The sequence below is a fragment of the uncultured Enorma sp. genome, from assembly GCA_905210055.1.
Classification (GTDB): Bacteria; Actinomycetota; Coriobacteriia; order Coriobacteriales; family Coriobacteriaceae; genus Enorma.
In genome coordinates this window covers 1-21,684 of record CAJLVH010000008.1, presented here as the reverse complement: position 1 = coordinate 21,684, position 21,684 = coordinate 1, and the positions used below count along the sequence as shown (strand labels likewise).

The 21,684-nt window shown below is 62.7% G+C and carries 21 protein-coding genes and 1 tRNA gene; all 22 read right to left on the bottom strand.

Features of this window, described 5'->3' with window-relative positions; all coding sequences use genetic code 11:
• Window positions 1-2: 2 nt before the first annotated feature.
• Window positions 3-218, bottom strand: a complete 216-nt coding sequence (locus QZ079_RS01375) for a type II toxin-antitoxin system HicA family toxin (RefSeq protein ID WP_297034101.1) — start codon at window positions 216-218, stop codon at window positions 3-5.
• An 87-nt stretch (window positions 219-305) separates the two neighbouring features.
• On the bottom strand, window positions 306-878 hold the full coding sequence (locus QZ079_RS01370; RefSeq protein WP_297034098.1) for a hypothetical protein: 573 nt from the start codon (window positions 876-878) through the stop codon (window positions 306-308).
• A gap of 224 nt (window positions 879-1,102) precedes the next feature.
• Window positions 1,103-1,642, bottom strand: a complete 540-nt coding sequence (rbr, locus tag QZ079_RS01365; protein WP_291288040.1) for a rubrerythrin — start codon at window positions 1,640-1,642, stop codon at window positions 1,103-1,105.
• Window positions 1,643-1,848: 206 nt separating this feature from the next.
• Window positions 1,849-2,784 carry an adenine glycosylase gene (locus tag QZ079_RS01360; RefSeq protein WP_291288130.1) on the bottom strand — a complete coding sequence of 312 codons (936 nt, stop codon included), beginning with the start codon at window positions 2,782-2,784 and terminating at the stop codon, window positions 1,849-1,851.
• Between the two features lie 101 nt (window positions 2,785-2,885).
• The gene (locus QZ079_RS01355; protein ID WP_291288041.1) at window positions 2,886-3,377 is read right to left on the bottom strand and encodes an Rrf2 family transcriptional regulator; all 492 of its coding nucleotides are present in this window, start codon (window positions 3,375-3,377) and stop codon (window positions 2,886-2,888) included.
• 237 nt (window positions 3,378-3,614) lie between these two features.
• A tRNA-Asp gene (locus QZ079_RS01350) sits at window positions 3,615-3,692 on the bottom strand.
• A gap of 122 nt (window positions 3,693-3,814) precedes the next feature.
• On the bottom strand, window positions 3,815-4,522 hold the full coding sequence (locus tag QZ079_RS01345; RefSeq protein ID WP_297034094.1) for an AAA family ATPase: 708 nt from the start codon (window positions 4,520-4,522) through the stop codon (window positions 3,815-3,817).
• A gap of 64 nt (window positions 4,523-4,586) precedes the next feature.
• Window positions 4,587-5,234 carry an amino acid ABC transporter permease gene (locus QZ079_RS01340; protein ID WP_297034091.1) on the bottom strand — a complete coding sequence of 216 codons (648 nt, stop codon included), beginning with the start codon at window positions 5,232-5,234 and terminating at the stop codon, window positions 4,587-4,589.
• A 4-nt stretch (window positions 5,235-5,238) separates the two neighbouring features.
• Window positions 5,239-5,994, bottom strand: a complete 756-nt coding sequence (locus QZ079_RS01335) for an amino acid ABC transporter permease (RefSeq protein WP_297034089.1) — start codon at window positions 5,992-5,994, stop codon at window positions 5,239-5,241.
• 152 nt (window positions 5,995-6,146) lie between these two features.
• On the bottom strand, window positions 6,147-7,004 hold the full coding sequence (locus QZ079_RS01330; protein WP_297034086.1) for a transporter substrate-binding domain-containing protein: 858 nt from the start codon (window positions 7,002-7,004) through the stop codon (window positions 6,147-6,149).
• A 121-nt stretch (window positions 7,005-7,125) separates the two neighbouring features.
• Window positions 7,126-7,857, bottom strand: coding sequence for an amino acid ABC transporter ATP-binding protein (locus QZ079_RS01325; RefSeq protein WP_297034084.1), 732 nt, complete (start codon window positions 7,855-7,857; stop codon window positions 7,126-7,128).
• Window positions 7,858-8,327: 470 nt separating this feature from the next.
• Window positions 8,328-8,771 carry a GatB/YqeY domain-containing protein gene (locus QZ079_RS01320; protein ID WP_291288047.1) on the bottom strand — a complete coding sequence of 148 codons (444 nt, stop codon included), beginning with the start codon at window positions 8,769-8,771 and terminating at the stop codon, window positions 8,328-8,330.
• Window positions 8,772-8,845: 74 nt separating this feature from the next.
• Complete coding sequence (locus QZ079_RS01315; RefSeq protein ID WP_297034078.1) at window positions 8,846-10,132, bottom strand: peptidylprolyl isomerase; 1,287 nt, start codon at window positions 10,130-10,132, stop codon at window positions 8,846-8,848.
• Between the two features lie 237 nt (window positions 10,133-10,369).
• On the bottom strand, window positions 10,370-11,296 hold the full coding sequence (locus tag QZ079_RS01310) for a hypothetical protein (protein WP_297034076.1): 927 nt from the start codon (window positions 11,294-11,296) through the stop codon (window positions 10,370-10,372).
• A gap of 518 nt (window positions 11,297-11,814) precedes the next feature.
• Window positions 11,815-12,462 carry a phosphoribosylglycinamide formyltransferase gene (purN, locus tag QZ079_RS01305; protein WP_297034122.1) on the bottom strand — a complete coding sequence of 216 codons (648 nt, stop codon included), beginning with the start codon at window positions 12,460-12,462 and terminating at the stop codon, window positions 11,815-11,817.
• A 244-nt stretch (window positions 12,463-12,706) separates the two neighbouring features.
• Window positions 12,707-13,834, bottom strand: a complete 1,128-nt coding sequence (purM, locus tag QZ079_RS01300; RefSeq protein WP_297034073.1) for a phosphoribosylformylglycinamidine cyclo-ligase — start codon at window positions 13,832-13,834, stop codon at window positions 12,707-12,709.
• Window positions 13,835-14,029: 195 nt separating this feature from the next.
• A complete protein-coding gene (locus QZ079_RS01295; RefSeq protein WP_297034071.1) occupies window positions 14,030-15,154 on the bottom strand; it encodes a class B sortase in 1,125 nt (374 codons plus the stop codon).
• 95 nt (window positions 15,155-15,249) lie between these two features.
• Window positions 15,250-16,929 carry an amidophosphoribosyltransferase gene (locus QZ079_RS01290; protein WP_297034068.1) on the bottom strand — a complete coding sequence of 560 codons (1,680 nt, stop codon included), beginning with the start codon at window positions 16,927-16,929 and terminating at the stop codon, window positions 15,250-15,252.
• Window positions 16,930-17,147: 218 nt separating this feature from the next.
• Window positions 17,148-18,500 (bottom strand): VanZ family protein, encoded by a 1,353-nt coding sequence (locus QZ079_RS01285; RefSeq protein ID WP_291288053.1) that lies wholly within the window; start codon window positions 18,498-18,500, stop codon window positions 17,148-17,150.
• Window positions 18,501-18,787: 287 nt separating this feature from the next.
• Window positions 18,788-20,308 carry a hypothetical protein gene (locus QZ079_RS01280; RefSeq protein WP_297034065.1) on the bottom strand — a complete coding sequence of 507 codons (1,521 nt, stop codon included), beginning with the start codon at window positions 20,306-20,308 and terminating at the stop codon, window positions 18,788-18,790.
• 380 nt (window positions 20,309-20,688) lie between these two features.
• Window positions 20,689-21,021, bottom strand: coding sequence for a MarR family transcriptional regulator (locus QZ079_RS01275; RefSeq protein ID WP_297034062.1), 333 nt, complete (start codon window positions 21,019-21,021; stop codon window positions 20,689-20,691).
• 1 nt (window position 21,022) lies between these two features.
• Window positions 21,023-21,684: Spy0128 family protein (locus QZ079_RS01270; RefSeq protein WP_297034059.1), on the bottom strand; the 662-nt coding region annotated here is incomplete at its 5' end.

The window sequence follows — 21,684 nt, the reverse complement described above, 5'->3', positions numbered from 1 at the left end:
CGCTACTCCCCACTCCCCTCACGTCGGCGGGGCAGCCATCCTGCTACCTTCGCTATGCTCCTATACGTCCCGATCGCCAACTCTCGTCGAGCCGTCGGAACGGTGACCATGCTTGTCCCTCTCGTCGCAACGACATGGCTCCCCTTGCCAGAACGGAGAATCCACCCTTCGGCGCTCAGGCGCTTAAGCACTTCTCTCGTCTCGAGCTCCTTGGGCATGATTCCTCCATTAATTATAAAGTATTGTTATTTTATTTTCTTGCTTCACTCCAAAACGTCGCGCTATATTGCGCCAATCACCCCAGGCTACGAGCCCCATCCAATCTGCGTGAAGAACAACACGCATCGGGTGACCATATCGGAAAGGAGCTCGACTACCTCCTCCGGCGTCGCCCCGTTAAAGATGCAGGTGAACACATATGACCCAACGAACACCGCGACCAAGAGCAACGGGATTCCAAAAAGCAGGCCTACCGCGCGCACCACGGCAAATAGCTTTCGTCTTCGCGCGCGGCGCTTATCGTAGGCAAGCTCATCGCGATACGCCTCCTGCGCGACGGAATAGGACTCCGCCTTGGCACGCGCGTCCTTCTCGCGTCGCCGCCTTCTCCCGAAACGTCGAGTCTTCACCGGTTGCTCATCGCACGGCCGGCGCTCCCCCGATCGTTCCCGCACGTGCTCGTCAGGCGTGCTGTAGTCGGCTTCAGCTGCACGACATCCCGCTTCAGCCGCGCCGTACACCTCGGGCACCTCATCAACCTGCATTCGCCGCGCACCAGCCTCCCCCTGCCGCAAGGAGGCCATCCACGCCTCCTGCAAGCGACGCCCGCGCTCCAGGCGCTCCGCAGCCCGCTCCGGCGTCTCGATGAATAGATCCATGCCGCACCTCCAAGTTCCACGCATTGAGGAGAATTCCAGTGTGGCACCAGGCGCGCCGCGAGCCAATTTTCTGCAAGGTTTTTTCGAGTAAGGGCTATGGCCTTAATGCTGGAGCCGGTAAACGGTAGTTTTCGCTATATTCAGATGAAAAAAAAACCGGGCCTCAAACGAGACCCGGCTCAACATCGCGCTTCGTCCGTCCCTTAGGGACGACACGTTATCGCTTAGTAGTTGACGACATGCTCCTCGAAGTAGCTCTGCGGATGGTTGCAGACGGGACAAAGCTCCGGCGCGGTGGGACCCACGTGCAGGTGGCCGCAGTTGCCGCACTTCCACACCTTCACGCCCTCGCGGGTAAAGACCTCGCCCTTCTCGACGCGCTCGGCGAGCTTGAGGTAGCGCTCCTCATGAGCCTTCTCCACAGCGCCCACGCCGCGGAACTTGGCGGCGATCTCCTTGAAGCCCTCCTCCTCGGCGGTCTTCGCGAACTCGTCGTACATGGTCGTCCACTCGTAGTTCTCGCCCGCGGCGGCGTCCTTCAAGTTGGTCAGGGTGTCGGGCACCGCGCCGTCATGCAGATACTTGAACCAGAGCTTGGCATGCTCAGACTCGTTGAGCGCGGTCTCCATGAAGATGTTAGAAATCTGAACGTAACCGTCCTTCTTGGCCTTCGACGCGTAGTAACGATACTTGGTGTGCGCCTGCGACTCGCCGGCAAACGCGGTCTCAAGGTTCTTCTTAGTCTGGGAATTCTCGAAATCCATGGTCGCATCCCTTTCTCTTTGTGCGAACGACACGGGTTATCTGGTGCCTTCAGCACCAGTGCTTTGATTATACCCAGAGTGCGAGAGCGTAACCACCCTTATTAGGAATAATTTCTAATAAGAGATAATCGCTAGGCGCCCTACGCGCTGGAGCCCGCCCGCATCAAATTCCGCACGTCGGTCTGTTCGCGGCACCAAGCGCACCATCAGGCGATCGCCCAGCGATCCTCGTCACAAGCACCATCGCCCGCATGGCAGCTGCGAGCGCAAAACCCCTCACGCTCAAGATCGCACAAGATGCTGGCGACAAGCGCCTCGTCGACCGCAGGTCTTCCCGCTGCGCGCTCAACGGTGTTGAGCGCCATATGCACCGCGGCGGTGCCCATATCGGCTTCACCCGCCGCCTTCGCATCGAGCAGGATGCGCACCACCTCAGCGCGCTTCTGCCTCCGCGAGCCCTCGAAACGCGACTGGCGCGCATACGTTGCAGAGCGGCGCGAAGGGTTCGGCACCTCTTTCTTCAAGCGCGCACCATAATCCAACAGAGCGTAATACCACGCGCGCGGGGTATCCTCGGCGTCGAACGGTGTCGCGTACCCCTCCGCGCACGTCTCGCTATCTCCGTCCGTCGCATACACAGCCGGACACGCAGCGCGCACGAGCGGCACAAGCTCCCGGTCTGGGACACCGGGAACATCGGGAAAGAAATGATGTAGGAAGACCGTCCGCACGTTGGTCTCGAGATACACGCCGGGCAGATCAAAGGCGAACGAACGGATGCCCTGCGCCGTAGCGGGACCGATGCCGGGCAGGGCCTCGAGCGCACGTGCCTCGTGCGGAAACACCCCGCCGTGTTGTTCGACGATCTCACGCGCAGCGCGCTGCAACGCCAACGCACGCCGGTTGTATCCCATGCCCTGCCAGGCCGCGAGCACATCCGCCGTCGGCGCTTCGGCCAGAACCTCGATGTTCGGAAACCGCTCGAGCCACGCCGGCATACGTGTCTCGACGCGCGCTACCTGCGTCTGCTGGAGCATGACCTCAGAAAGCCACACGATATACGGGTCGCGCGTGCGCCGCCATGGCAGGTCGCGGTACAGGCGCGCGCCCTCGGCACGCACCAGCTCCCGGAAACCGTCCATGCCGGCAGGCACGGACGCACATGCCTGCGCGCTCGCGTGCGGTTCCTCAAAAGCCTTGCCTGTACGCCTTCCCGCGTCGCCCGAGTTGCCGAACGTACTCGTCACGCCTGTCCCACGTTCTTAAGCGCGGCGCAACGCGCATACTCAGCGAACGCACCGCGATCGGCAAACTTCGCGTCGACCGCGGGAAACCTGCGCCCTTCCACCACGTCTGCTAAGGTAACGGAACTCAAGTAGTCGTTCAGGAGCGCTTCGACCCCCATCCAGAGCGGGTGGAAGCAGCACGTCTCCATGCGCGGGCAATCGCCGTCCGCCGCGGTGCATTCATTGATGACGAACGGTCCCTGCACAGCACGGACGATATCGTAGATGGTCAGCTCCTCGGGGTTGGCCTTGAGACGCATGCCGCCGCGCACGCCGCGCAGGCTCTCGATGATGCCCGCCTGGACAAGCCCATGCTGGATAGATCTGGCAAACGAATACGGCACGTCAACCTGCTCGGCCGCAACGCGAACCGACAGCAGCTCGTCACCGCTCTCCACGAGCATCGAGAGGATACGCAGGGCATAATCGGTCTTTCTTGAAATGTCCATGGCTTCACCCCCATCGTCTCGGGCTTTGGTGGATAGTCCTATCTATATACCACGACCAAACCGGTAGCGCCTATAAAAGCATCTCGAGAATCGTATCCTAGTCTACCCAGAAACTCTGGCAACGGCACCATATTGACGCCTTAGCGAAGAACGCGACACTTTTGAACCCGTTCCCAAAGTGTCGCCAAAGTGCTGCTTAAGCAAAAGCCCCGCTCGTGGCGGGGCTCTTACAAGCAATGGCGGGAAGTACGGGGCTCGAACCCGCGACCTCCGACGTGACAGGCCGGCGCTCTAACCAAACTGAGCTAACTCCCCTCAGCAAATGCTGCGGTAGCAAGTGTACCAAGAGCCTGCACCGCGCGCAAGAGAAATTTTGCAGATATGTATAAATCAAGTATCGCGCAACACTTCTCAGGCGTTTTGGGCAGCGCATGGCGCTAGAGGCGGCCAAGCTCCTTCATCTTGATCTCGTAGGCGCGCGCGATAATCTCGCAGCACCCTTCGACGCCGAAGAGCGCACGGTTGAGCGTGATATCCTTGTCCAGGCGCAGCTTTGTCTTGCCGGCGGAGTAGCGCTTGTAGAACAGCTCGCGGTTGCGCTGCATATGCTTGATGCGCTTGAGCGCCTTGCGCTCGGAAAGCCCCCGGCGCTTCATGACGATCTCTACACGCTCCTCGAGCGGCGCGGTGATATACACGCTGATGAGGTTCGGGTTGTCGCTCAGGATGTAGTCGGAAAGCCGCCCGATAATGATGCACGACTCGGTCGACCCCACGTCGAGGATCACCTGGCGCAGATTCTCGAAGAGCTTATCCGCCATAGTGCGCGCGTCGAAGCGATCCGGCAGGAACGCCATCATCTCGGCGGCGACGGCCTCGTCGTAGGGCGCGACCTTCTCCACCACGGTATCGGCGCGCTTCGCGGCGCGAATGAGCAGCTCGTTGTCGTAGAGCGGAATCCCCAGGCGCTCCTGCAGCGCGATGCCGATCTCATGCGCGTCCGTGCCGTACTGGCGCGCGATCGAGATTACCACCGGGGCGTCGGGATCGGCGTCCTCGGTCGGGGCGCCCAGAGCATCGTTGGCATACATATCGCGAGCCATGAGCTTCGAGACGTCGGCCTTCTCTTTATCCTTCTTAGGCATGAGCTGCACTCCCCTCACCCGTGCGACCTGCGCGCCGGGGTTCCCAACAAGCGACCGGTCAGCCTTACGCTGCCACCCTGCGGCGCTGGTACGCGCGCACGATGAGCGAGATGCCGAAATTCAACACGAAGTATAGCAAGAACACGAGGCCGTACATGAGCAGCTTCGCGCTCAGGTTGGGAATCTGCGCCATGACGACGCGCGCGTTGAACATGAGTTCCATGACGCTGATGCTTGCAAGATACGACGAGTCCTTGATCACCGTGGTGCACTGGCTGAAGAGCGCCGGGATGATCGTCTTGAACGTCTGCGGCAAGATAATGAGACGCATGGTGCTGAAGAAGCCGAAACCCTGGCTCTGTGCTGCCTCGAACTGGCTCTTAGGAATCGAGTTGAAGCCGCCGCGCACGATCTCGGCCATGACAGCCGAGGTGAACACCGTGAACGCCACCACCGAGACGACGAAGTTCGACGCGCGCATGGTGAAGTAGATGAAGAGGATCCACAGGAGGTTCGGCGTGCAACGGAAGAGCTCAATGTAGGCCGTCACGAGCCAGCGGAGCGGGCTCAACTTGCCGCGGCAGTACTGTTTGATCATGGCGAGGATCGTGCCGAAGATCGCCGAGAAGATGATCGCCAGCACCGAGATGCGAATGGTGAGCCAAAACCCGCTCAGGATGAACCCCAAGTTCGTAGCGTTGAAAGCATCCATGGTCTTACGCCTCCTTCACGGTCTCGACGCCTTTTAGGGCAGCAAGGTCGAGCTTCTTCGCCTTAGGCATGCGCTTCGAGCGCTTCTCCAGATACTGCACGAGCAGCGCGAGCGGGAAGCAGATCACGAAGTACATGACGCAGGCGACGATGTATCCCTGCAAGTAGCCGTAGGTGCCCACGAAGCTGTTCGAGCGGTACATGATGTCGCCGCCGGCGACGAGCGCGAGCACGGAGCTGTTCTTCACCAGATTGAGCGCCTGGTTGCAAAGCGGGGGCAGAATGACCTTGAACGTCTGCGGCAAGATCACGTACCGATATGCCTGAACCGTGGTGAAGCCCTGACTCTTCGCCGCCTCCATCTGGCCGCGCGGAACGCTCTCGATACCCGTACGGATAACCTCGGAAACGTACGCGGCATGGTACAGCCCCACGCCCACGAAGCCAAGCACCACGGGCGGGATGGGAACCGGCGTGGGTGCACCCAGGACGCGCTGCAGCAACTGCGGACCCATGAGGTACATGAAGACGACCTGCACCGGCAGCGGCGTGTTCTGGTAGAACTCGACGTACACGCGGCTTATGGCGCGCAGCACCCGCGAGCGGGTGGTGGAGAAGATGCCGAGCACCGTGCCGAGCACGAGCGCGAGCACGAGGCCGTACACGACTACCTGCAGCGTGACGAAGAAGCCGTCCCAAAACGCATCTAATGAACCAAGGGTTATCTCCCAGCGCCGAGGATCGAGGATGCTTTCCAGCATGGCGCTCCTTTCAACTACCACAACCCATCGCCCGGCAGAAAATGATAATTTCAGTACCAGGTACTGAAATTATCATTTTGCGGCCGGGCACAGAAAGTGCCGCAGGCACCCCATCCTACCAGGGCGCCTGCGGCCTTACAGCAACGAAAACGTTACGCGCTCGCGCCGAGCCACAGCTCGATCTCTTCGTCCATCCAGCCGTTCTCGAGCAGCTCCTTCACCGTGTCGTCCACGACGGGCGAAAGGTCGCTGCCCTTCTCGGTGGCCACGCCGTACTCCTGCGTGCCGAATTCGATCTCGGGCTGGAGCAGCTCGACGGAATCCTCCATATAGGTGTTGAGCGTCGAGCGGTCCATGGCGAACGCCTGCACCATGCCGGCGTCGAGCGCGTCCTTGATCTCCGGATAGGACGCGTACTCCTGGAAGGTGGGCGTGCAGCTGAAGCCTTCGTCCTGGATCATCTGCTCAACGAGCTGCTGCGTGGTGGAACCGGTGGAGACGCCGATGACCTGGCCATCGAGGTCCTCCATGCTCGTCCAGCCGTTCGCCTTCTTCACCATGATGCCCACGGAGTCCGTGCGGTACGGCGTGGAGAAGTCCCAGTCCTCCTCGCGCTCGGGGGTGATGGTATACGTGGCAGCCACGATGTCGAGCGCGCCGGAGTCGATGAGCGTGCCGCGCGTGCTCGGCGTGACCGTCGTGAAGTCGCAGAGTCCCTGCTCCTTGGCCTCCTCGTACGTGGTGCCGAGCACCGCCGCCGCGATCTGGTAGCAGAGGTCGATCTCGAGGCCCTCATACTCCTGCGTGGCGGTGTCCATGTAGCCGTAGCCTAGGACGTCTGCCTTCACGCCGCAGTTGAGGACGCCACGGTCTTTGATGGTCTGGAGCTTGGATGCCGCGTCGCCCGAGCCCGATCCGTCCGAGCCGCCGCTGCAGCCCACGAGGCCGAGGCCGAGCACGGTCGCGGAAGCACCGGAAACCTTGATGAAGTTACGACGAGTGATGGACATGATAGCTACCCCTTTCGAATCTTAGGTACCGTAAGGCGTGAGACGGAGCCTTCAGGACTATCACCACCGGTCGCGCGCGGCGTATCTTTCGCGCGAGCCGGACGATCGTTTTCTGCGCGCGCTAGTGCAGGATCTTGTTGAGGAAGTCCTTGCAGCGCGGGTTCTGCGGGTTGGTGAAGAAGTGCTCGGGCGTGCCCTCTTCGAGGATCTGGCCGTCGTCCATGAAGATCACTCGGTCGGCCACCTGCTTGGCGAAGTTCATCTCGTGCGTCACGCAGATCATGGTGATGTTCTCGTGCGCGAGCTCGATCATGACGTCGAGCACTTCCTGGATCATCTCGGGGTCGAGCGCCGAGGTGGGCTCGTCGAAGAGGATGATCGGCTGCTTGGTGCACATCGCGCGCGCGATGGCCACGCGCTGCTGCTGGCCGCCGGAGAGGTTCTGCGGATACTCGCCCGCCTTCTGCTCCAGGCCGACGCGCTTGAGCGCGGCCATGGCGGCGGCATTCGCCTCTTCCTTGCTCTTCTTCTGCAGCTTGATGGGGGCGAGCGTGAGGTTGCCGAGCACCGTCATATTCGGATACAGGTTGAACTGCTGAAACACCATGGAGCTGTACTTGCGCGCCATCTCGAGGTGGTTCTTCTTCGTGACGAGCTGCCCATCGATGATCACTTCGCCGGTGGTGGGCTCCTCGAGCCAGTCGACGCAGCGAATGAGCGTGGATTTGCCCGAACCAGACGGCCCGATGATCACGAGCTTCTCGCCAGCCTTGACGGTGAGGTTGATGTCCTTCAGTACGTGCAGGTCGCCGAAGTACTTGTTCAGATTACGGATCTCGATCATATCTGCCATGGGCGAAATCCCTCCTTCGTATGCGTATCCAGAGCGCGCGGGCGCTCGAGCGTGCGATGCGATTGTGTGCGCACTATTGTACGAATCCCGAATGCACGGTAGGCGCTCATTCGCTTCCTGCAATACACGCGAAACCGAGTGCTAACAAACCGTACATCTGCGAACAGTTCGAAGCAGTATACCCAAAACTGATCTATTTAGCCATTTTCATGCAATGCGCGCATCTTACTTGGCGTGGAGCGACCTCGCGGACCGGCGGCAGCGCTCAAGAATCGCCCTCGTTCGCGACGTCGACTTTTTCGCCACCGTTCCCGTTTTCGCCACGGAAAACGGCGCAAGGCGTTGCCTCAGTCGCCCCAGTCCTCGTCGAGGGCGTGCCGCTTGCGCCACGGAAAACGGCGTAAGGCGTTGGCGCCGCAGGGCGCTATCGGTTGAACGCGCGCTGCGCGCAGCAAAGACGGCGCACAGGCCTACGCCAGGCGGCTGCCAACTTCCTTCGCGGCTGCCGCCTTGTCGAAGTTCCCGCCCGTGGCCTTGTTGAGCGCGCCCATGACCTTGCCCATGTCCTTGCGCGTGGCGGCACCAACCTCAGCGATGGTCTGTTCGATGAGCTCCACGAGCGCCTCGCCCGAAAGCTGCGCCGGCAGCAGGCTTTCTAGAATCTCGACCTGCTCGGCGAGCGTGTCGGTGCGCTCTTGGTTGTTTCCGGCCTTGCGCGACATCTCGAGCGTCTCGTTCGTCTGCTTGATGAGGCGCTTGATCATGCTGTTCACATCTTCCTCGGTGGCGTCGCGGCGCTCGTTCACCTCGACGTTCTTCACCTCGGCCATCACCTGGCGAATGATGGAAAGGCGCACCTTGTCTTTCGCCTTCATGGCGGCGACCATCTGGTTGTGCAGCTCTTCGTTCGTCATAGCAATCTCCCTGTCTCTATGCCCCGCCCCACCTCGTGATATCTTGGCGGCGGGCACCCGGTTGTCATCTCGGGCTATTCAGCTGCGGCATCGCCTTCGTCGCCCTCGCTATCGCCAGCCTCATCGCTTGCGGCGGTAGTGTTCACGTTATACGGCACGTCTGCGGGCATCTCGTTGATCTGGATATCCGCCTCGGCACGCAGGTTCTCGAGCCACTCCTGATACGCCGCATCCTGGTTCGTGCTGCTGATGTTCTCGGCAAAGATCTCGCGCAGGTTCTCGGGAATCTGATCGACCGAGGTTACCGAACCGTCCACATAGAAGTGGCCGGTGCACTTGATGATGTGGTAGCCGTAGTCGCTCTCCACGACACCACTCACCTGATCCGTATCGAGGGCGGAAAGCGCCTGCTGGTAGGGGTCGACGAAGGTCGTGAGCTTGTCCCAACCCACATCGCCGCCGTCGGCCGCCGAGGAATCCTCGGAGTACTCCTTTGCGGCGTCCTCGAACGTGATCTCGCCGGCGTTGATCTGATCGAGGATGTCCTGCGCTTTCGCCTTGGCCTCCTCGCGCGTCGCATCGTCGGCGTCCTCTGCGACCTTGATGAGAATGTGCGACGAGCGGCGCGCGTCGTTGTACGTGCTCAGATTCTCGTTTGCATACGCGATGATCTCGTCGTCCGTGGGCTCCTCCACCGGGGCGACCTCGTCGCGGAACTTCTCGGATTCGAGGTTCTGGCGAATGGTCTCTTTATAGCTCGCCTCGGTATAGCCGATCTGCTCGAGTAGCGCCACGAACTCGTCCTCCGAGCTGTAACTCGCAACGGCCTCCTGCCAGGCTTCTTCGACCTCTTCGTCGCTCACCTGGATGTTCGCGTCGCGCTCCGCCTGGCTCACGAGGACGTCGTCGATATAGCTGTCGATGATGTTCTGGCGGTAGCTCTCCGGCGTCATGCCGGAAGACTCGAGATATGCCGCCCAGCTTTCATCGTCCGTATAACCATAGGACTCGCGCGTGCTCATGATCTGCTCGGTGATCGTGTCCTCGGTGATCTTCGTGCCGTTGACCGTCGCCGCGACACCGCCCGTAAGATGGTAGTCCCCATTGGAAGACACCTGGTTCAGAAAGCCCGAACAGGCCACGCTCGTCACCGAAAGCACCATCGCGAGCACGCCGATCGCCACGAGCACATACTTCACGCCCTTGCCGATCTGCTGCTTGTTCTCGCGCTTGAAGTCCGCTTTCGTCTTGGGCGCACCCTGCTGCGCGCTGCGAACGCGCGCCGACGCCGCGCCGTGTGCGTTGCGGGCAGCGCCGCGCGATCCCCTCTGCGAGCGGTTTCCCGCTTTATTCGATGCCATATACGCGCCTTTCAACCGATCTGCATCGTTTCCTATCCGGGCATATGATACTACGAGGCAGGTCGTTCCGCCGCTCGCCGCCCGCTACCCGGCTTTTTCGTCCGGCTTCTCTCCACAGCTCACTCTCGCAGCGTCGACATTTTCCGCCATTTTTTCGCATTCAAGGCCGAAAAATGGCGGAAAATGTCGACACCGTGGACAGAGGAAAGCGTTCAAAGAACAACGACGAGCGGAGGCTCATGACTGGTTCCGCGGAACCCCGTAGGCGTTGAGCAAGCGGACGAATCCAGCTCGATCATTCAACATGCGAGGAGTGAACCGGAGTACGGGCGTCCCGTGCAGCGTCAGCCGCGATTCACGCAGACGCTCATCCCGCGCGACCTCGGAAACTGACTTTCCGTCCCGCATCTCCTCGCTCGAGAACTTCTCACCGCCGTCGAATTCGCCAAACACCATCGATCCATCCGAAAGGTGCCAGACGAAATCCACATAGTAATCCTCGTCATCGAGCGCGTTATAGATTGGAACTTGAAGCTCGGGCTCCTGAAACCCCTCCTCGATCATGATTCCGCGTGCGATTGACTCGCCCCCGTTCTCGCTCGCACCGTTCGCATGCAGGATCGCGCGCTGCGTAACAGCAACGCCGCGCGCATGCGCCCCCACCCGCTCAAGCTCACGCAGCGCCCGTTCCCTATCCGTACTTGAAAACCGCAGCAACGAATCCATGATGGCCAGCGCCTTCGGAAAGGGCAGCGTGCGGGCGCAGGCGACCGCAGTCGCGAGCTCGTCTGTCGCTTGAGCCTCCTGCACTCGGACGATTCGTGCTTGGTACGGAGGAGGCCGATGGGGCTGCACGATAAAACGGTCGTATTCTGCTCGACGCTTGCTTCCCATAACGTGAACGACAAGCTTGCCCTGAGGCCGAATATCGGAATAAGAGACATAGAGCCCGTGCAGAATTGCCGCGGAGAGACCGCAGAACACCCACTCGGGATGCTTGAGCGCAAGCGCCCTAATGAGTTGAAACGCGCTCGCCCGCGGCGAGAGATCGTCGAGATGGCTGATTCGCGCGTACACGGATGGTGCGAGCCTCTCGGCATCCGACTGGTCTGCATCTCGCCGTCGAAGCAGTGCCTTTCTTTGGGTGTCCGAACGCACGAGCATGCATCGCCCCTCATGCTCTGCCTTTTCGAACAGGGCAACGAGGTCATCTGTCATTCGCTGCGTCATCGGCCCTCCCCCATGTCAAATCCAACATGAGGCAAGCCTAACGCGGCAATCTGGCAGAAACCTTGCACGTCTCTAGCACAGACCTTGCCATAATCTCGGCTGTAGCCGGCATTTTGAAACAAAGTCGGGTACCGGGCTCGCCAGCATGTGCGAAACAAGCGGCCAGTCATGGCCCAGCTACATAAACATGGCAGAAGAATCTGGCAAACGGTGGCTCGACAGGGGCGAACGGTCTTGCCCGGTCTCATCCCTCCCTGGTTTCCACCAGCTCCATCCTCTTATACTTCCAGCGACGTCGACATTTTCCGCCACTTTTCGAGCTTTTATGCGAAAAAGCGGCGGAAAATGTCGACGTCGCGGAGAGGGAGGATGCGGGAACGGCGACTCGAGCAGAGGCGGCAGCTCGGTCGAGAGCAACCTCCCAAGCAGAAGAGTCTCTCGGTCGGGAACGGCTACTCGGGCAGGATGCGCACGGTGCGGTCGTGGGTCACGCTCACGCGGCCTTCGGCGAGCAGCTGGATGACGTGCGGGTAGAGGCGATGCTCGACCTCGTGGATGGCGGCTTCGAGCTCCTCGACCGTCCAGCCCTCCTCGATGCGCACCGGCTCCTGAGCGATAATCGGCCCCTGGTCGTACACGGCGTTGGCGAAATGCACGGTCACGCCCGTCACCTTCACGCCGCGGTCGTACGCGTCCTGGATGCCGTGCGCCCCCTGGAAGCTCGGCAGCAGCGCGGGATGGATGTTCACGACGCGATCCGGCCAGAGTGCGAGCAGGGGTTCGTGCACCTTGCGCATGTAGCCCGCCATAACGATATACTCCGCGCCCGCGCGCTTGAGCTCGGTGGCGATGACCTCGTCCGCATCCCATGGATCGGCGTATATCTCCTTGGAGAGCGCGAGCGTGGGGATGCCCGCCGCAGCGGCGCGCTTGAGTCCCGCGGCACTCGGCCTGCTCGACACGACGAGCACGATTTCCGCATCGAGCTCACCCATCTTGATTGCATCGATAAGCGCCTGGAGATTCGTGCCAGACCCGGAGATGAGCACACCGATCTTAAGCGGCTGCAGCCCATCTTGCACGTGCGGGCCCTCATCCAGCTTCGCTTTTCGGCGTGCAAGCTGGACGTCATTGTTATCGGGCGCGAGCTGACCCCGTCCCGCCTGGTCGCGCCGGCCGCGCGCTTCGCTGCTCAACGCGCGCGCCAGCTCGCCGTCCACGTCGCTCGAGAAGAAGAAGTCGCTCGGCAGCGCCTCGGGCGGCAACCCGGCATCTTCGGCGGCTTTGCGCAGTTCGTCGACTTCGCGTCGAGCGTTATCGGACGAAAACGTTGCCGAGGTTCCGCTACCGCTGCTCATCGGAATACACCACCTTGCCGGAACCGGAAACGCACGTGCCCACGCGGAACGGCTGCTCGCCGAGGGCGACGAGCGCCTCCGTCACGGCCGCCTCGTCCTCCGCGGAGCAGATGATGCACAGCCCCACGCCCATGTTGAAGGTCTTGCACGCCTCGTCTGCGGTGAGGCCGGCCTCCTGCGCGATGTAGGTGATGACCGGCGGCACATCCCAGCCCATGGAATAGCCCGCAGGGGTGACGGTGCGATCGACCACGGCGTCGACGTCCGCCGCGAGCGCACGGTTGAGGTTCTCGGTGATGCCGCCGCCCGTGATGTGGGCGAGCGCGTGCACGCATGAACCCGCCTCTCCACGCAGCAGCTCGAGCACGGGCTTCACGTAGATACGCGTGGGCTTGAGCAGCGCGTCGGCGAGGGTGGCACCGCCAAGCGCCTCAAGCGGCTGCTCGAGCTCCGCCTTCTTCGCGGCGGCCTCAGGCGTACCCGGCATGATGCCGTCGACACCAACAACCTTGCGCACCAGCGAATAGCCGTTGGAATGCACGCCGGTCGAGGGCAGGCCGAGGATTACATCGCCGGGGCGCACGTTCGCGGGGTCGAGCATCTTCGGTCGGTCGACCACGCCCACCGCGAAGCCCGCCATATCGTAGTCGTCTGGACGCATAACGCCTGGGTGCTCGGCCATCTCGCCGCCCACGAGCGCACAGCCCGCGAGCTTGCAGCCATCGGCCACGCCCTTTACGATCTTGGCCATGTGCTCGGACTCGATATGGCCGATGGCGACATAGTCCAAGAAGAAGAGGGGCTCGGCGCCGCTCGCAAGGATGTCGTTCACGCACATGGCAACAAGATCCTGGCCCACGGTCTCGTGGCGATCGAGCACCTGGGCGAGCACGAGCTTCGTGCCCACACCGTCCGTGCCGGAGATGAGAATGGGATCTTCCATCTCCTTGAGCGCGGCAGCAGAGAATAGGCCGCCGAACCCGCCGATACCACCGATGACCTCGGGGCGAGACGTCTCGGCGACCATCTGCTTGATGGCGTCGACGGCACGCCCTCCCTCGGCGGTGTCGACACCGGCGTCTTCATAGGTGATATGCTCGCGGATCTCGCTCATGCGCGTGTCCTTTCCAAGAGAATGACCGTGCTGTCATCATAGCAGGCCGGCCACGCTCCCGGAGCCGCGCGCACAAGCTATTCCGCCACCGTCAAAAATGATAAACACCAGCCCGGCCGGGTCGTATCATCGGCTGGGCTGTGTCGCCGACAGGAGCGTACCATCCGCTGGGGTCGCATCGCCGGCCGGGCTATATCACTGCGCGGCGGAGATCTCCTCGACGACGGTGCAGATCATGACGGCGCGGTGATCTGCGGGAGCAAGGCCGCTGCAGGTGACGAGCGCGAGCACGCGATCGGTCGAAGCGAGGCGCCCGTCGACATCACTCGCCTGCGCCTTGGCATACGTCCGCAGATCCTCGAGATACGCTACGAGCGCATCATGGTCGCCGAACGTCTCCTGTCGCGCTTCGACATACGTTTCGGGAACGCGCGAGGTGAAAAGCGGGGAGAGCTTGTAGGTGGTCTCGGGCGTGAGGTAGTACACCGTGGTCATCTCGTCGAATTTCGCTTGGTCGAGCGTGTTCTCGATGGGATCGAACATCGAGCCGTCGCTCATATGGTGACCGTATACGGTCGTCTGCTGCCCCACCATGCCGGGTGCCTGCTGGTCGCAGTCGAGCATGATGCTGCCGCTCTCGTTCCACGTGCCATCCGGCAGTGCGCGCAGATACTGGTCATTCGTATCGCCCTGCACCACGGGGAAGCTGATATCTGTGTTCGGCACATAGATCCAGGCAACGATGTCCTCGCTCTCCTTGGCGAGCGCCTCCCAGTCGACGACCGGCACGCCGTCGCCCGTAGAATCGTCAAGCGTCACATACTGCGAGAGCTCGTCGTAGGCGACGTGCGCCTTATGGTAGCCGATCTGTGCTGAGATGAAGATCCATGCCGCCGCGAGCAGCAAGATGGCTCCGACCCCGATGAGCACCTTCGAGACAATGTCGCGGCTGCTCCGGCGCGATTGAGTCGCGCGTCGCTGGCCGCGCTTATGGGCGTTCGGACGTCCGCGCTGGCCGCTTCGGGCGTACCGGGAGTTTGTAGGATGCGCCGGAGAGATGCCGACAGCGCGCGGAGACGCGGCATCGCGCCGAGCGGAACTCCGCGGGGGCACCGCAGCATGACGCGACGTCGCGGTACGCGGCGGCTCGACGTTTCCCGAGGCAGCCGGCTGCGGCGCGGCATGACGTGGCGCAGAGCCGCCGGAAGCCCCGGCGCGAGGGGCGGCATGGCGCGGAGCCGAGCCCCGCCTCGCAGCGCCCGGTCCCGCCGCCGTCGCGTCCTGCTTCGGGCGGAATCGCTTGCCCTCATATGCGGCCATGGTTCCTCCTATGTTCCTAGAAGCTCTCACCAGTATAGGCGATGCGTCCCAGGCCGTGTTCATCGCGCCGGCGAAGCATTACCAAACCAAGACCTTCAGCAAGCCTCGTGCGCCTGCTCCCAACTGCGATCATGCTCCTTATCGACCACACAGTGCCCGGTCACGGGCTCAGCTTGCGTAAAGTTGAGCGGATCGAACCCGTCCATGAACTTATCGCTGCCGAAGCTCGCAGGAATCGCCACGGGATACACGCCGGTGAAGCAGGCCGTGCAGTAACCGCGCACGCCGCCATCGCCCTGTGCCTCCCCCACCGCCGGCACGCACGCGAGCAGCCCTTCGACCGAAAGGAACGCGAGCGAATCCGCGCCGATGAACGAGCGGATCTCTTCGACCGATTTGTTCGCACTGATGAGCTGCGCCTGCACGTCGGTATCGATACCGTAAAAGCACGGCCACACGACCTCGGGGCTGTTCACACGCACGTGCACCTCGCGCGCACCGGCCTGCCGCAGCATGCTCACGAGCTGCACCATGGTGGTGCCGCGCACAATGGAATCGTCGATCACCACGAGGCGCTTGCCGGCAATGGCGTCGCGCAGCGGATTGAGCTTCATGCGCACACCCATGGCGCGCAGTTCTTGCGTGGGCTGGATGAAGGTACGCGCCACGTAGCGGTTCTTGATGAGACCCTCACCGAAGGGGATGCCGCTCTCGTGCGCATAGCCCTCCGCCGGCGGCAGGCCGGAGTCGGGCACGCCGATGACCATGTCCGCTTCGACGGGCGCCTCGCGCGCAAGCTGCCTGCCCATGTCGTAGCGGCAGGCATACACAGACTTCCCGCCCATGAAGGAATCCGGGCGTGCGAAGTACACCTGCTCGAAGATGCACTCGGCGGTCTCGGGCGCGGCGGGAACGCCCTGCTCCGACACAAGGCCGGCATCGGAGATGCGCAGGATCTCGCCGGGGCGGATATCGCGCACGTAGTCCGCGCCCACGATGTCGAGGGCGCAGGTCTCGGACGCCACGCCCCATCCGGCGGCCGCGAAGCAAGCGGAGCCGCGGGCGGCACCTTCGGCCACATCACCCGCAGCTGCATGGGTTGAAACGAACCCGTCCCCATCTGACCCATCGGGTGCCGGGAGCTTTCCCAGCACGAGCGGGCGGATGCCGTGCGGGTCGCGAAATGCGTAGAGCGCCTGCTCGTTGATGAGCGTCATCGCGTATCCGCCGCGCACGAGCTCCATGGTCTTGCGGATGCCCTCGCGCAGATGGCGCGTGCGCTGGGTGAAATACCCAATGAGCTTCGTCGCCACCTCGGAATCGGAATTCGAGAGGAACGACACGCCCAGGTCGATGAGCTGGCGGCGCAGATCGTCGGTGTTCACGAGCGTGCCGTTGTGCGCAAGCGCGATGATCACCTCGTTGATGGCCGAAAGATGCGGCTGCGCGGCCTCCCAGCTCTTGGCACCCGCCGTGCCGTAGCGCACGTGGCCAACTGCGAGCTGACCGGTGAGCGACGAGAGATCTGCGTCGCTGAACACCTGGTCGATGAGGCCGAGGTCCTTGCGCACCATAACCGTGCCGCCGTCGCCCACGGCGATGCCGGCAGATTCCTGGCCGCGGTGCTGCAACGCCTTCAGGCCGAAATACGTGAGCCGCGCGACATCGCGCCCCGGAGCCCATACGCCGAAGACCCCGCACTCCTCGTGGAGGGAGTCGGCATCGGAGCACTCGAAGGCGGGATCATCGATTGAACAGCAGGCGTGGTCGAACATACCGCTCCTAACATCAACGCAGGCGAATGTGGCTGTCCGGCGAGCAGGTGGGGCGTAGTGGGCGCAACACCGCGCGGCAAAGATCGCAAGCCGCTGCTCGGAACTTGCCTATTATGCCCCAGGAGCACGCACCTCACCGCGCAAATGAAGCGAGCTTGTCGTCTTGTTAACACCGCAGTGCAGTCAGTGTGACAGTTTCCCCTGGCACCGGTGTCACACTACTCGTCGTTTGCGCGCGCTTCATCGATATCGGCATCGAGCTCGTCGGAATACACGCTATCGAACGACGTGTCGAAAGCATCTTCCAGGCTGTTCGCGCCAAGATCGTTCTGCGCGAGCTCGTCCTCGAGGCTCTGGGCGTTGCGCTCGGCACGCAGGCGCTCGATCTGCGCCTCGGACATCACGCGGGTGTTCGTCATGACGCCGTTCAGCATCACGAACGGCCGTTTGAAGGCGGAAAGCAACGCGCGCAACCCCACCGAGAGCAGCCATACGACGTACACGCTCGAAAGGATCGCCTCGACGGTGCCCGGCCCCAGCAAGAACTCATCCGCACGGCCGGAAAGCGCCACGCCACTCGACGGGAAGAGCGCTCCCACCCAAGTAGGGAGCAGTAGGAACACCCAGAAGAGCAGGCCGTAGCGCGCGATGTACGCCCAGCTCGAAGCACTCGAGCCATCCGGCCGTACCACGCGCAGGCGTAGCACCATGTGCCCGATCGTCTGCCCGCGCGTGATGCACGGCACGATCATGAACACCACACCCGTCGCCACGAGCGCCGCGATGAGCCCCTCGTACTTGCCGGCGATGCCCCTCATGACAATTCCCTGCCACGCCAAGGAGACGAGCCGGCACGCGATGACATCGATCACGAACGCGAGCAGGCGGCGCGTGAAGGAGGTGTGCTCGGAGCCGCGCACGATGGAGCGCTCGTCTACATCGCGCAGATCCGGCAGGAACCGACAGAGCGGGAAGGAGAGCCAAAAGCCCAGCATGGCGCCGGCGGTGTTCGTGATGAGATCGTCCACGTCGAAAAGGCGATATGGATGCTCGTAGATTCCGAAAAGCCCCGTGAACTGCGAGAGCTCGAAGAAGAGCGTGAGACCGAAACCCAGCAGGAGCGCCTGCCACCACGGCCGATGGAAGAGATAGCGCAGATACACGCCGAACGGCACCGTGAGAAGCACGTTGAAGTACACCGTATAGACGGCGGGTAGGCGCAGAAACGCCAGGAGCCCCGAGACGGAGGCGATGTTCTCGATACCGCTCGATTCGAGCTGCCCCAGGAAATGGAACGGCACGAGCTGCGGATGCTGCGCGCCGGGCACGTAGATGGTGCGGTCTGCCGGCAGCGGCAGGATGACCATGAAATACGCGCACATCAAATAAAAGATGAAGGATGCGACGAGGAACGTCTTCCATGCGGAGATGCTGCCGTAGCGCCGGTATTGGTAGATGGCATAGGGCAGCGAGAGCAGAGCGGAAAACAGCGGAAAAAGCAGCACCGCGACGCGGATGTTGTTCACATAGGATTCCAAAAGGCGTCCTTTCTCGACGATGGCGCCGAGCAAGCATGCTGCATATTCGCCCTGCATGCGCCGTGAGCGCTCAAATACTGTCTCGCTTCAACCTCTCGTCAGATACTAATTGAAAGACGGTGGGTTTCGCGCCGGAACCATCACGAAAACGCCGTCCCCAAAGCGGCACGCCCAAAGTTCGCAAGGAAACGGCGGGGGCAGCAGTGCGCCCGCACGCCGATGTCGTACACGTGAGCTATGTCGCAGGTCTACGAGGCGGGCCGCCCTTCCGGACGACCCGCTCTAGGCAATCTGTTGTGCCGCGTTCCTATCGCGGCGCGTTATCCCCGTTTCCGCGCGACAACACCAACAGCCAGCATGGCGCTGCCGCCGAGCCCCATGAGCGCAGCGATGGCGGCAGGGTCTCCCGTCGCGGGGATCGTGTCGGGCTTGGTTCCGGGGTCGGCAGGCTTCTGGGCGACCGCCGCCATGGCGGACACCGCGGCCTGCTGCGCCACCTGCGCATCGGCGATGCTCGTCGCGGAGGCGATGCCCTGGCGACCTTGCTCGTAGGCTGCCGTGATCTCTGCCCAGCCCTCGGCGGTGTAGTCGGCCTTGTCGTAGGCGGCGTACGCCTGGTCGAGCTCGGCGAGAAGCCGCTGTTGCTCTACTGCCAGGCGCTCAGCGGCGGTGGGCACGAGGTTGGCTGCCGTCTGGAACCCGGCGACGGCCTCTTGCATGGCGGTCTCTTCGGTTGCCGCATTGATGGCATCGAGTGCCTGCTGGTAGGCGGCCTCGATCTCCGCCCAATCGTCGGTGAGGTAGTCCGCCTCGGTATAGGCCGCGAGCGCGTTGGCGAGCTTCTGGCGGTAGGTCTCGCGCAGCTCGTCGACCGCCTGCCGCACCGTCACCGACACCGTGAGGGTGACCTCGTAGCCGTAGTAGTCGCCGGTCGTGCCCTGTGGCCGCAAGGTGAACGTGTAGTCGCCCGTGATGAGCTCATCGGTATCGGAAACCTCCGCGCCCCCTGGGCCGGTCGCGAGCACCCATTCGTTGTCGGGAGCACCAGACGGCGCGGTGGGATCTTCCGTCGGCTTGTCCCGAACTTGGAAGACAGGCACCGTCACCCCGCTGTCGGCCGTGCCGACGTAAGCGCGCAGGTCGGCAACGGTCTCGCCTTCGGAACCTGTATACGCCGCCGTCTGGTCCTCGGGTTGGACAACCTGAACCGCAGACACCGAGGTGCTACCCGGCTCATCCGCTATGAAGGCACCGGGCGCGGCCTGGGGATGGTTGCCACCAACGGCATGGGCGATCCTGCCGCTTCCAACTTTCGCCTCTACAAACGAGCCAAGCAGGAGCGTTCCCTCGTTTTTGATCGCGTAAACGCCCGCAGGATTCTGAATCTGCGCCACCTGCGTAGCGTCCGTATTCACGATGGCGACCGTCGATCCGCTCTCTACGCGGAGCGGAGGCTCGAAGTTACCTCTAATTGCAGTGAACTGCGAATTAAGGTTGATCGTCGTGCCATCCGGCACGGTCACGGTATAGCTAAGGGTCACCGGCTCGAACAGGGTGATCGTAGACCCGCGGTGCTCGCCCGCAATGGCTATAGCTTCTCCAAACGTGTTCACATCCCGCGTCGTCCCGTCTGGAAGGAGCACCTGAAAGCCGGTGGACGCCGTCCCCGTGGAGCCATCGGCAGAATTCGTTAGCCCGGAATGGCTGCTGTAAGACAATTCGCCCTCGGTCTTGTGCGCCGGCGCCGCAGCGGCGGGGCGCATGGCGGCAAACAGCGCAAGCACGGCAAGAGCGAGCGCAGAGGCGTAACGGATGAAGCGGGGAAGGCGGGAAATCTGCATGGTGACCTTTCGCGTCTTGCGGCGGTGTAACTACAGCTCACACGATGGGAGCACGCCGGGAGCGCAGCTCATTTTCCAAGCCATGATATCTGACCCCCGGCCACAAGACAAGCCGCCTGCGCGGAACGTCCGTCTATGTAACGTTACCCCAGGGGTTATGTAACATGATTCGCGGCCAAGTCCCTCGCCTCACCCCGCCCTGACATCGGAAGTGTGACAGTTTCCCCTGGCACCGTTGTCACGCCGCCGCGCGGCCAGCGTGACAGTTTCCCCTGGCACCGGTGTCACACACAAAAACGGGGCGGCACGGGGACCTCTCCCCACGTCGCCCCGCTATCATGCGGTTCTGCTCCGCCAGGCTCCCGCCCAGCCCGCGCCGGCTACTTCTTCGCGCGCGGCTTATCGCGCCGGAAGGTTCGCGCGAGCTCGATACCCTCGGGCGTCGCGCGGTACACGTTGCCCAACTGAGCCCCGCTCTGCCCGAAGACCGGCTCGGTGGTGACGAGCCCCTCACGACGAAGCTTCGTCACCGCGCGATCGACCGACCTCACGCACACGCCCATGCGCTTGGCCAGATCCTGCTTGGCGAACGTGACCGAATCGCGAAGCTCGGTCTCGCGCACCACGAGCAGCAAGATCCGCTCGTACACGAAGGCGTGCCGGCCGTTAATGCGCGTCATCACGCCCGCAAGGGATGAGCCCGTCGCCGCCATGCTACTCGCCGTGCTTCCTGCGCACCACGAGCCCGCCGGCAACGAGCGCCACGCCGGCCACCGCCACGGTGCCCATCGCGAGCGGCATGGTGTCGCCCGTCTGCTCAAGCGAGTCGCCGCCCGGCAGCACCGGTTCCACGGGCTCGGTGTAGACGTTCTCGAACACCGGCACGGGCTCGCTGCCATCGGCAGCCGTGACATCCGTCACCACGAGGCTGCCCGTGCCGTTATCCTTAACCGTCACCACGAGCTCGTAGCGCGTCTCGTCGTACGTGACGTTCTCGCTCTGGATGCCCTCGGTCTCGGCGTCGTCGTCCTCCGGCAGCACCTCAGAGATCCACAGGTGATACGTGCCTGCCTGGTTGAAGGTGATCGGGTCGAAGTTCACCGTACCCGCCGCGTCGTTCGTGCCGTTCGCGTAAATCGCCTCGCCGGTCTCGTCCGTCACCTGGAAGCTGAACTCGCCGTCCTCAAGGTCGCGGCCGGTGAGCACCTTCGACGCACCGAAGCTCATGCTTGCGGGTGTCGCCTCGTAGGTGTTCTCGAAGGCCACGGTCTTGTCCTGGGTGCCGTTGATGCTCCACGTCACCTCAAGGCCGCCCTGGCCGTTGTCCTTGACGTCGGCCGTCACGGTGTAGGTGTCGGTGTCGTAGTGGATGGCCC

Coding starts and splice junctions, on each gene's coding strand:
- QZ079_RS01375 (WP_297034101.1), bottom strand. CDS start 218: ATGCCCAAGGAGCTCGAGACGAGAGAAGTGCTTAAGCGCCTGAGCGCC.
- QZ079_RS01370 (WP_297034098.1), bottom strand. CDS start 878: ATGGATCTATTCATCGAGACGCCGGAGCGGGCTGCGGAGCGCCTGGAG.
- rbr (WP_291288040.1), bottom strand. CDS start 1,642: ATGGATTTCGAGAATTCCCAGACTAAGAAGAACCTTGAGACCGCGTTT.
- QZ079_RS01360 (WP_291288130.1), bottom strand. CDS start 2,784: ATGGACGGTTTCCGGGAGCTGGTGCGTGCCGAGGGCGCGCGCCTGTAC.
- QZ079_RS01355 (WP_291288041.1), bottom strand. CDS start 3,377: ATGGACATTTCAAGAAAGACCGATTATGCCCTGCGTATCCTCTCGATG.
- QZ079_RS01345 (WP_297034094.1), bottom strand. CDS start 4,522: ATGCCTAAGAAGGATAAAGAGAAGGCCGACGTCTCGAAGCTCATGGCT.
- QZ079_RS01340 (WP_297034091.1), bottom strand. CDS start 5,234: ATGGATGCTTTCAACGCTACGAACTTGGGGTTCATCCTGAGCGGGTTT.
- QZ079_RS01335 (WP_297034089.1), bottom strand. CDS start 5,994: ATGCTGGAAAGCATCCTCGATCCTCGGCGCTGGGAGATAACCCTTGGT.
- QZ079_RS01330 (WP_297034086.1), bottom strand. CDS start 7,004: ATGTCCATCACTCGTCGTAACTTCATCAAGGTTTCCGGTGCTTCCGCG.
- QZ079_RS01325 (WP_297034084.1), bottom strand. CDS start 7,857: ATGGCAGATATGATCGAGATCCGTAATCTGAACAAGTACTTCGGCGAC.
- QZ079_RS01320 (WP_291288047.1), bottom strand. CDS start 8,771: ATGACGAACGAAGAGCTGCACAACCAGATGGTCGCCGCCATGAAGGCG.
- QZ079_RS01315 (WP_297034078.1), bottom strand. CDS start 10,132: ATGGCATCGAATAAAGCGGGAAACCGCTCGCAGAGGGGATCGCGCGGC.
- QZ079_RS01310 (WP_297034076.1), bottom strand. CDS start 11,296: ATGCTCGTGCGTTCGGACACCCAAAGAAAGGCACTGCTTCGACGGCGA.
- purM (WP_297034073.1), bottom strand. CDS start 13,834: ATGAGCGAGATCCGCGAGCATATCACCTATGAAGACGCCGGTGTCGAC.
- QZ079_RS01295 (WP_297034071.1), bottom strand. CDS start 15,154: ATGGCCGCATATGAGGGCAAGCGATTCCGCCCGAAGCAGGACGCGACG.
- QZ079_RS01290 (WP_297034068.1), bottom strand. CDS start 16,929: ATGTTCGACCACGCCTGCTGTTCAATCGATGATCCCGCCTTCGAGTGC.
- QZ079_RS01280 (WP_297034065.1), bottom strand. CDS start 20,308: ATGCAGATTTCCCGCCTTCCCCGCTTCATCCGTTACGCCTCTGCGCTC.
- QZ079_RS01275 (WP_297034062.1), bottom strand. CDS start 21,021: ATGGCGGCGACGGGCTCATCCCTTGCGGGCGTGATGACGCGCATTAAC.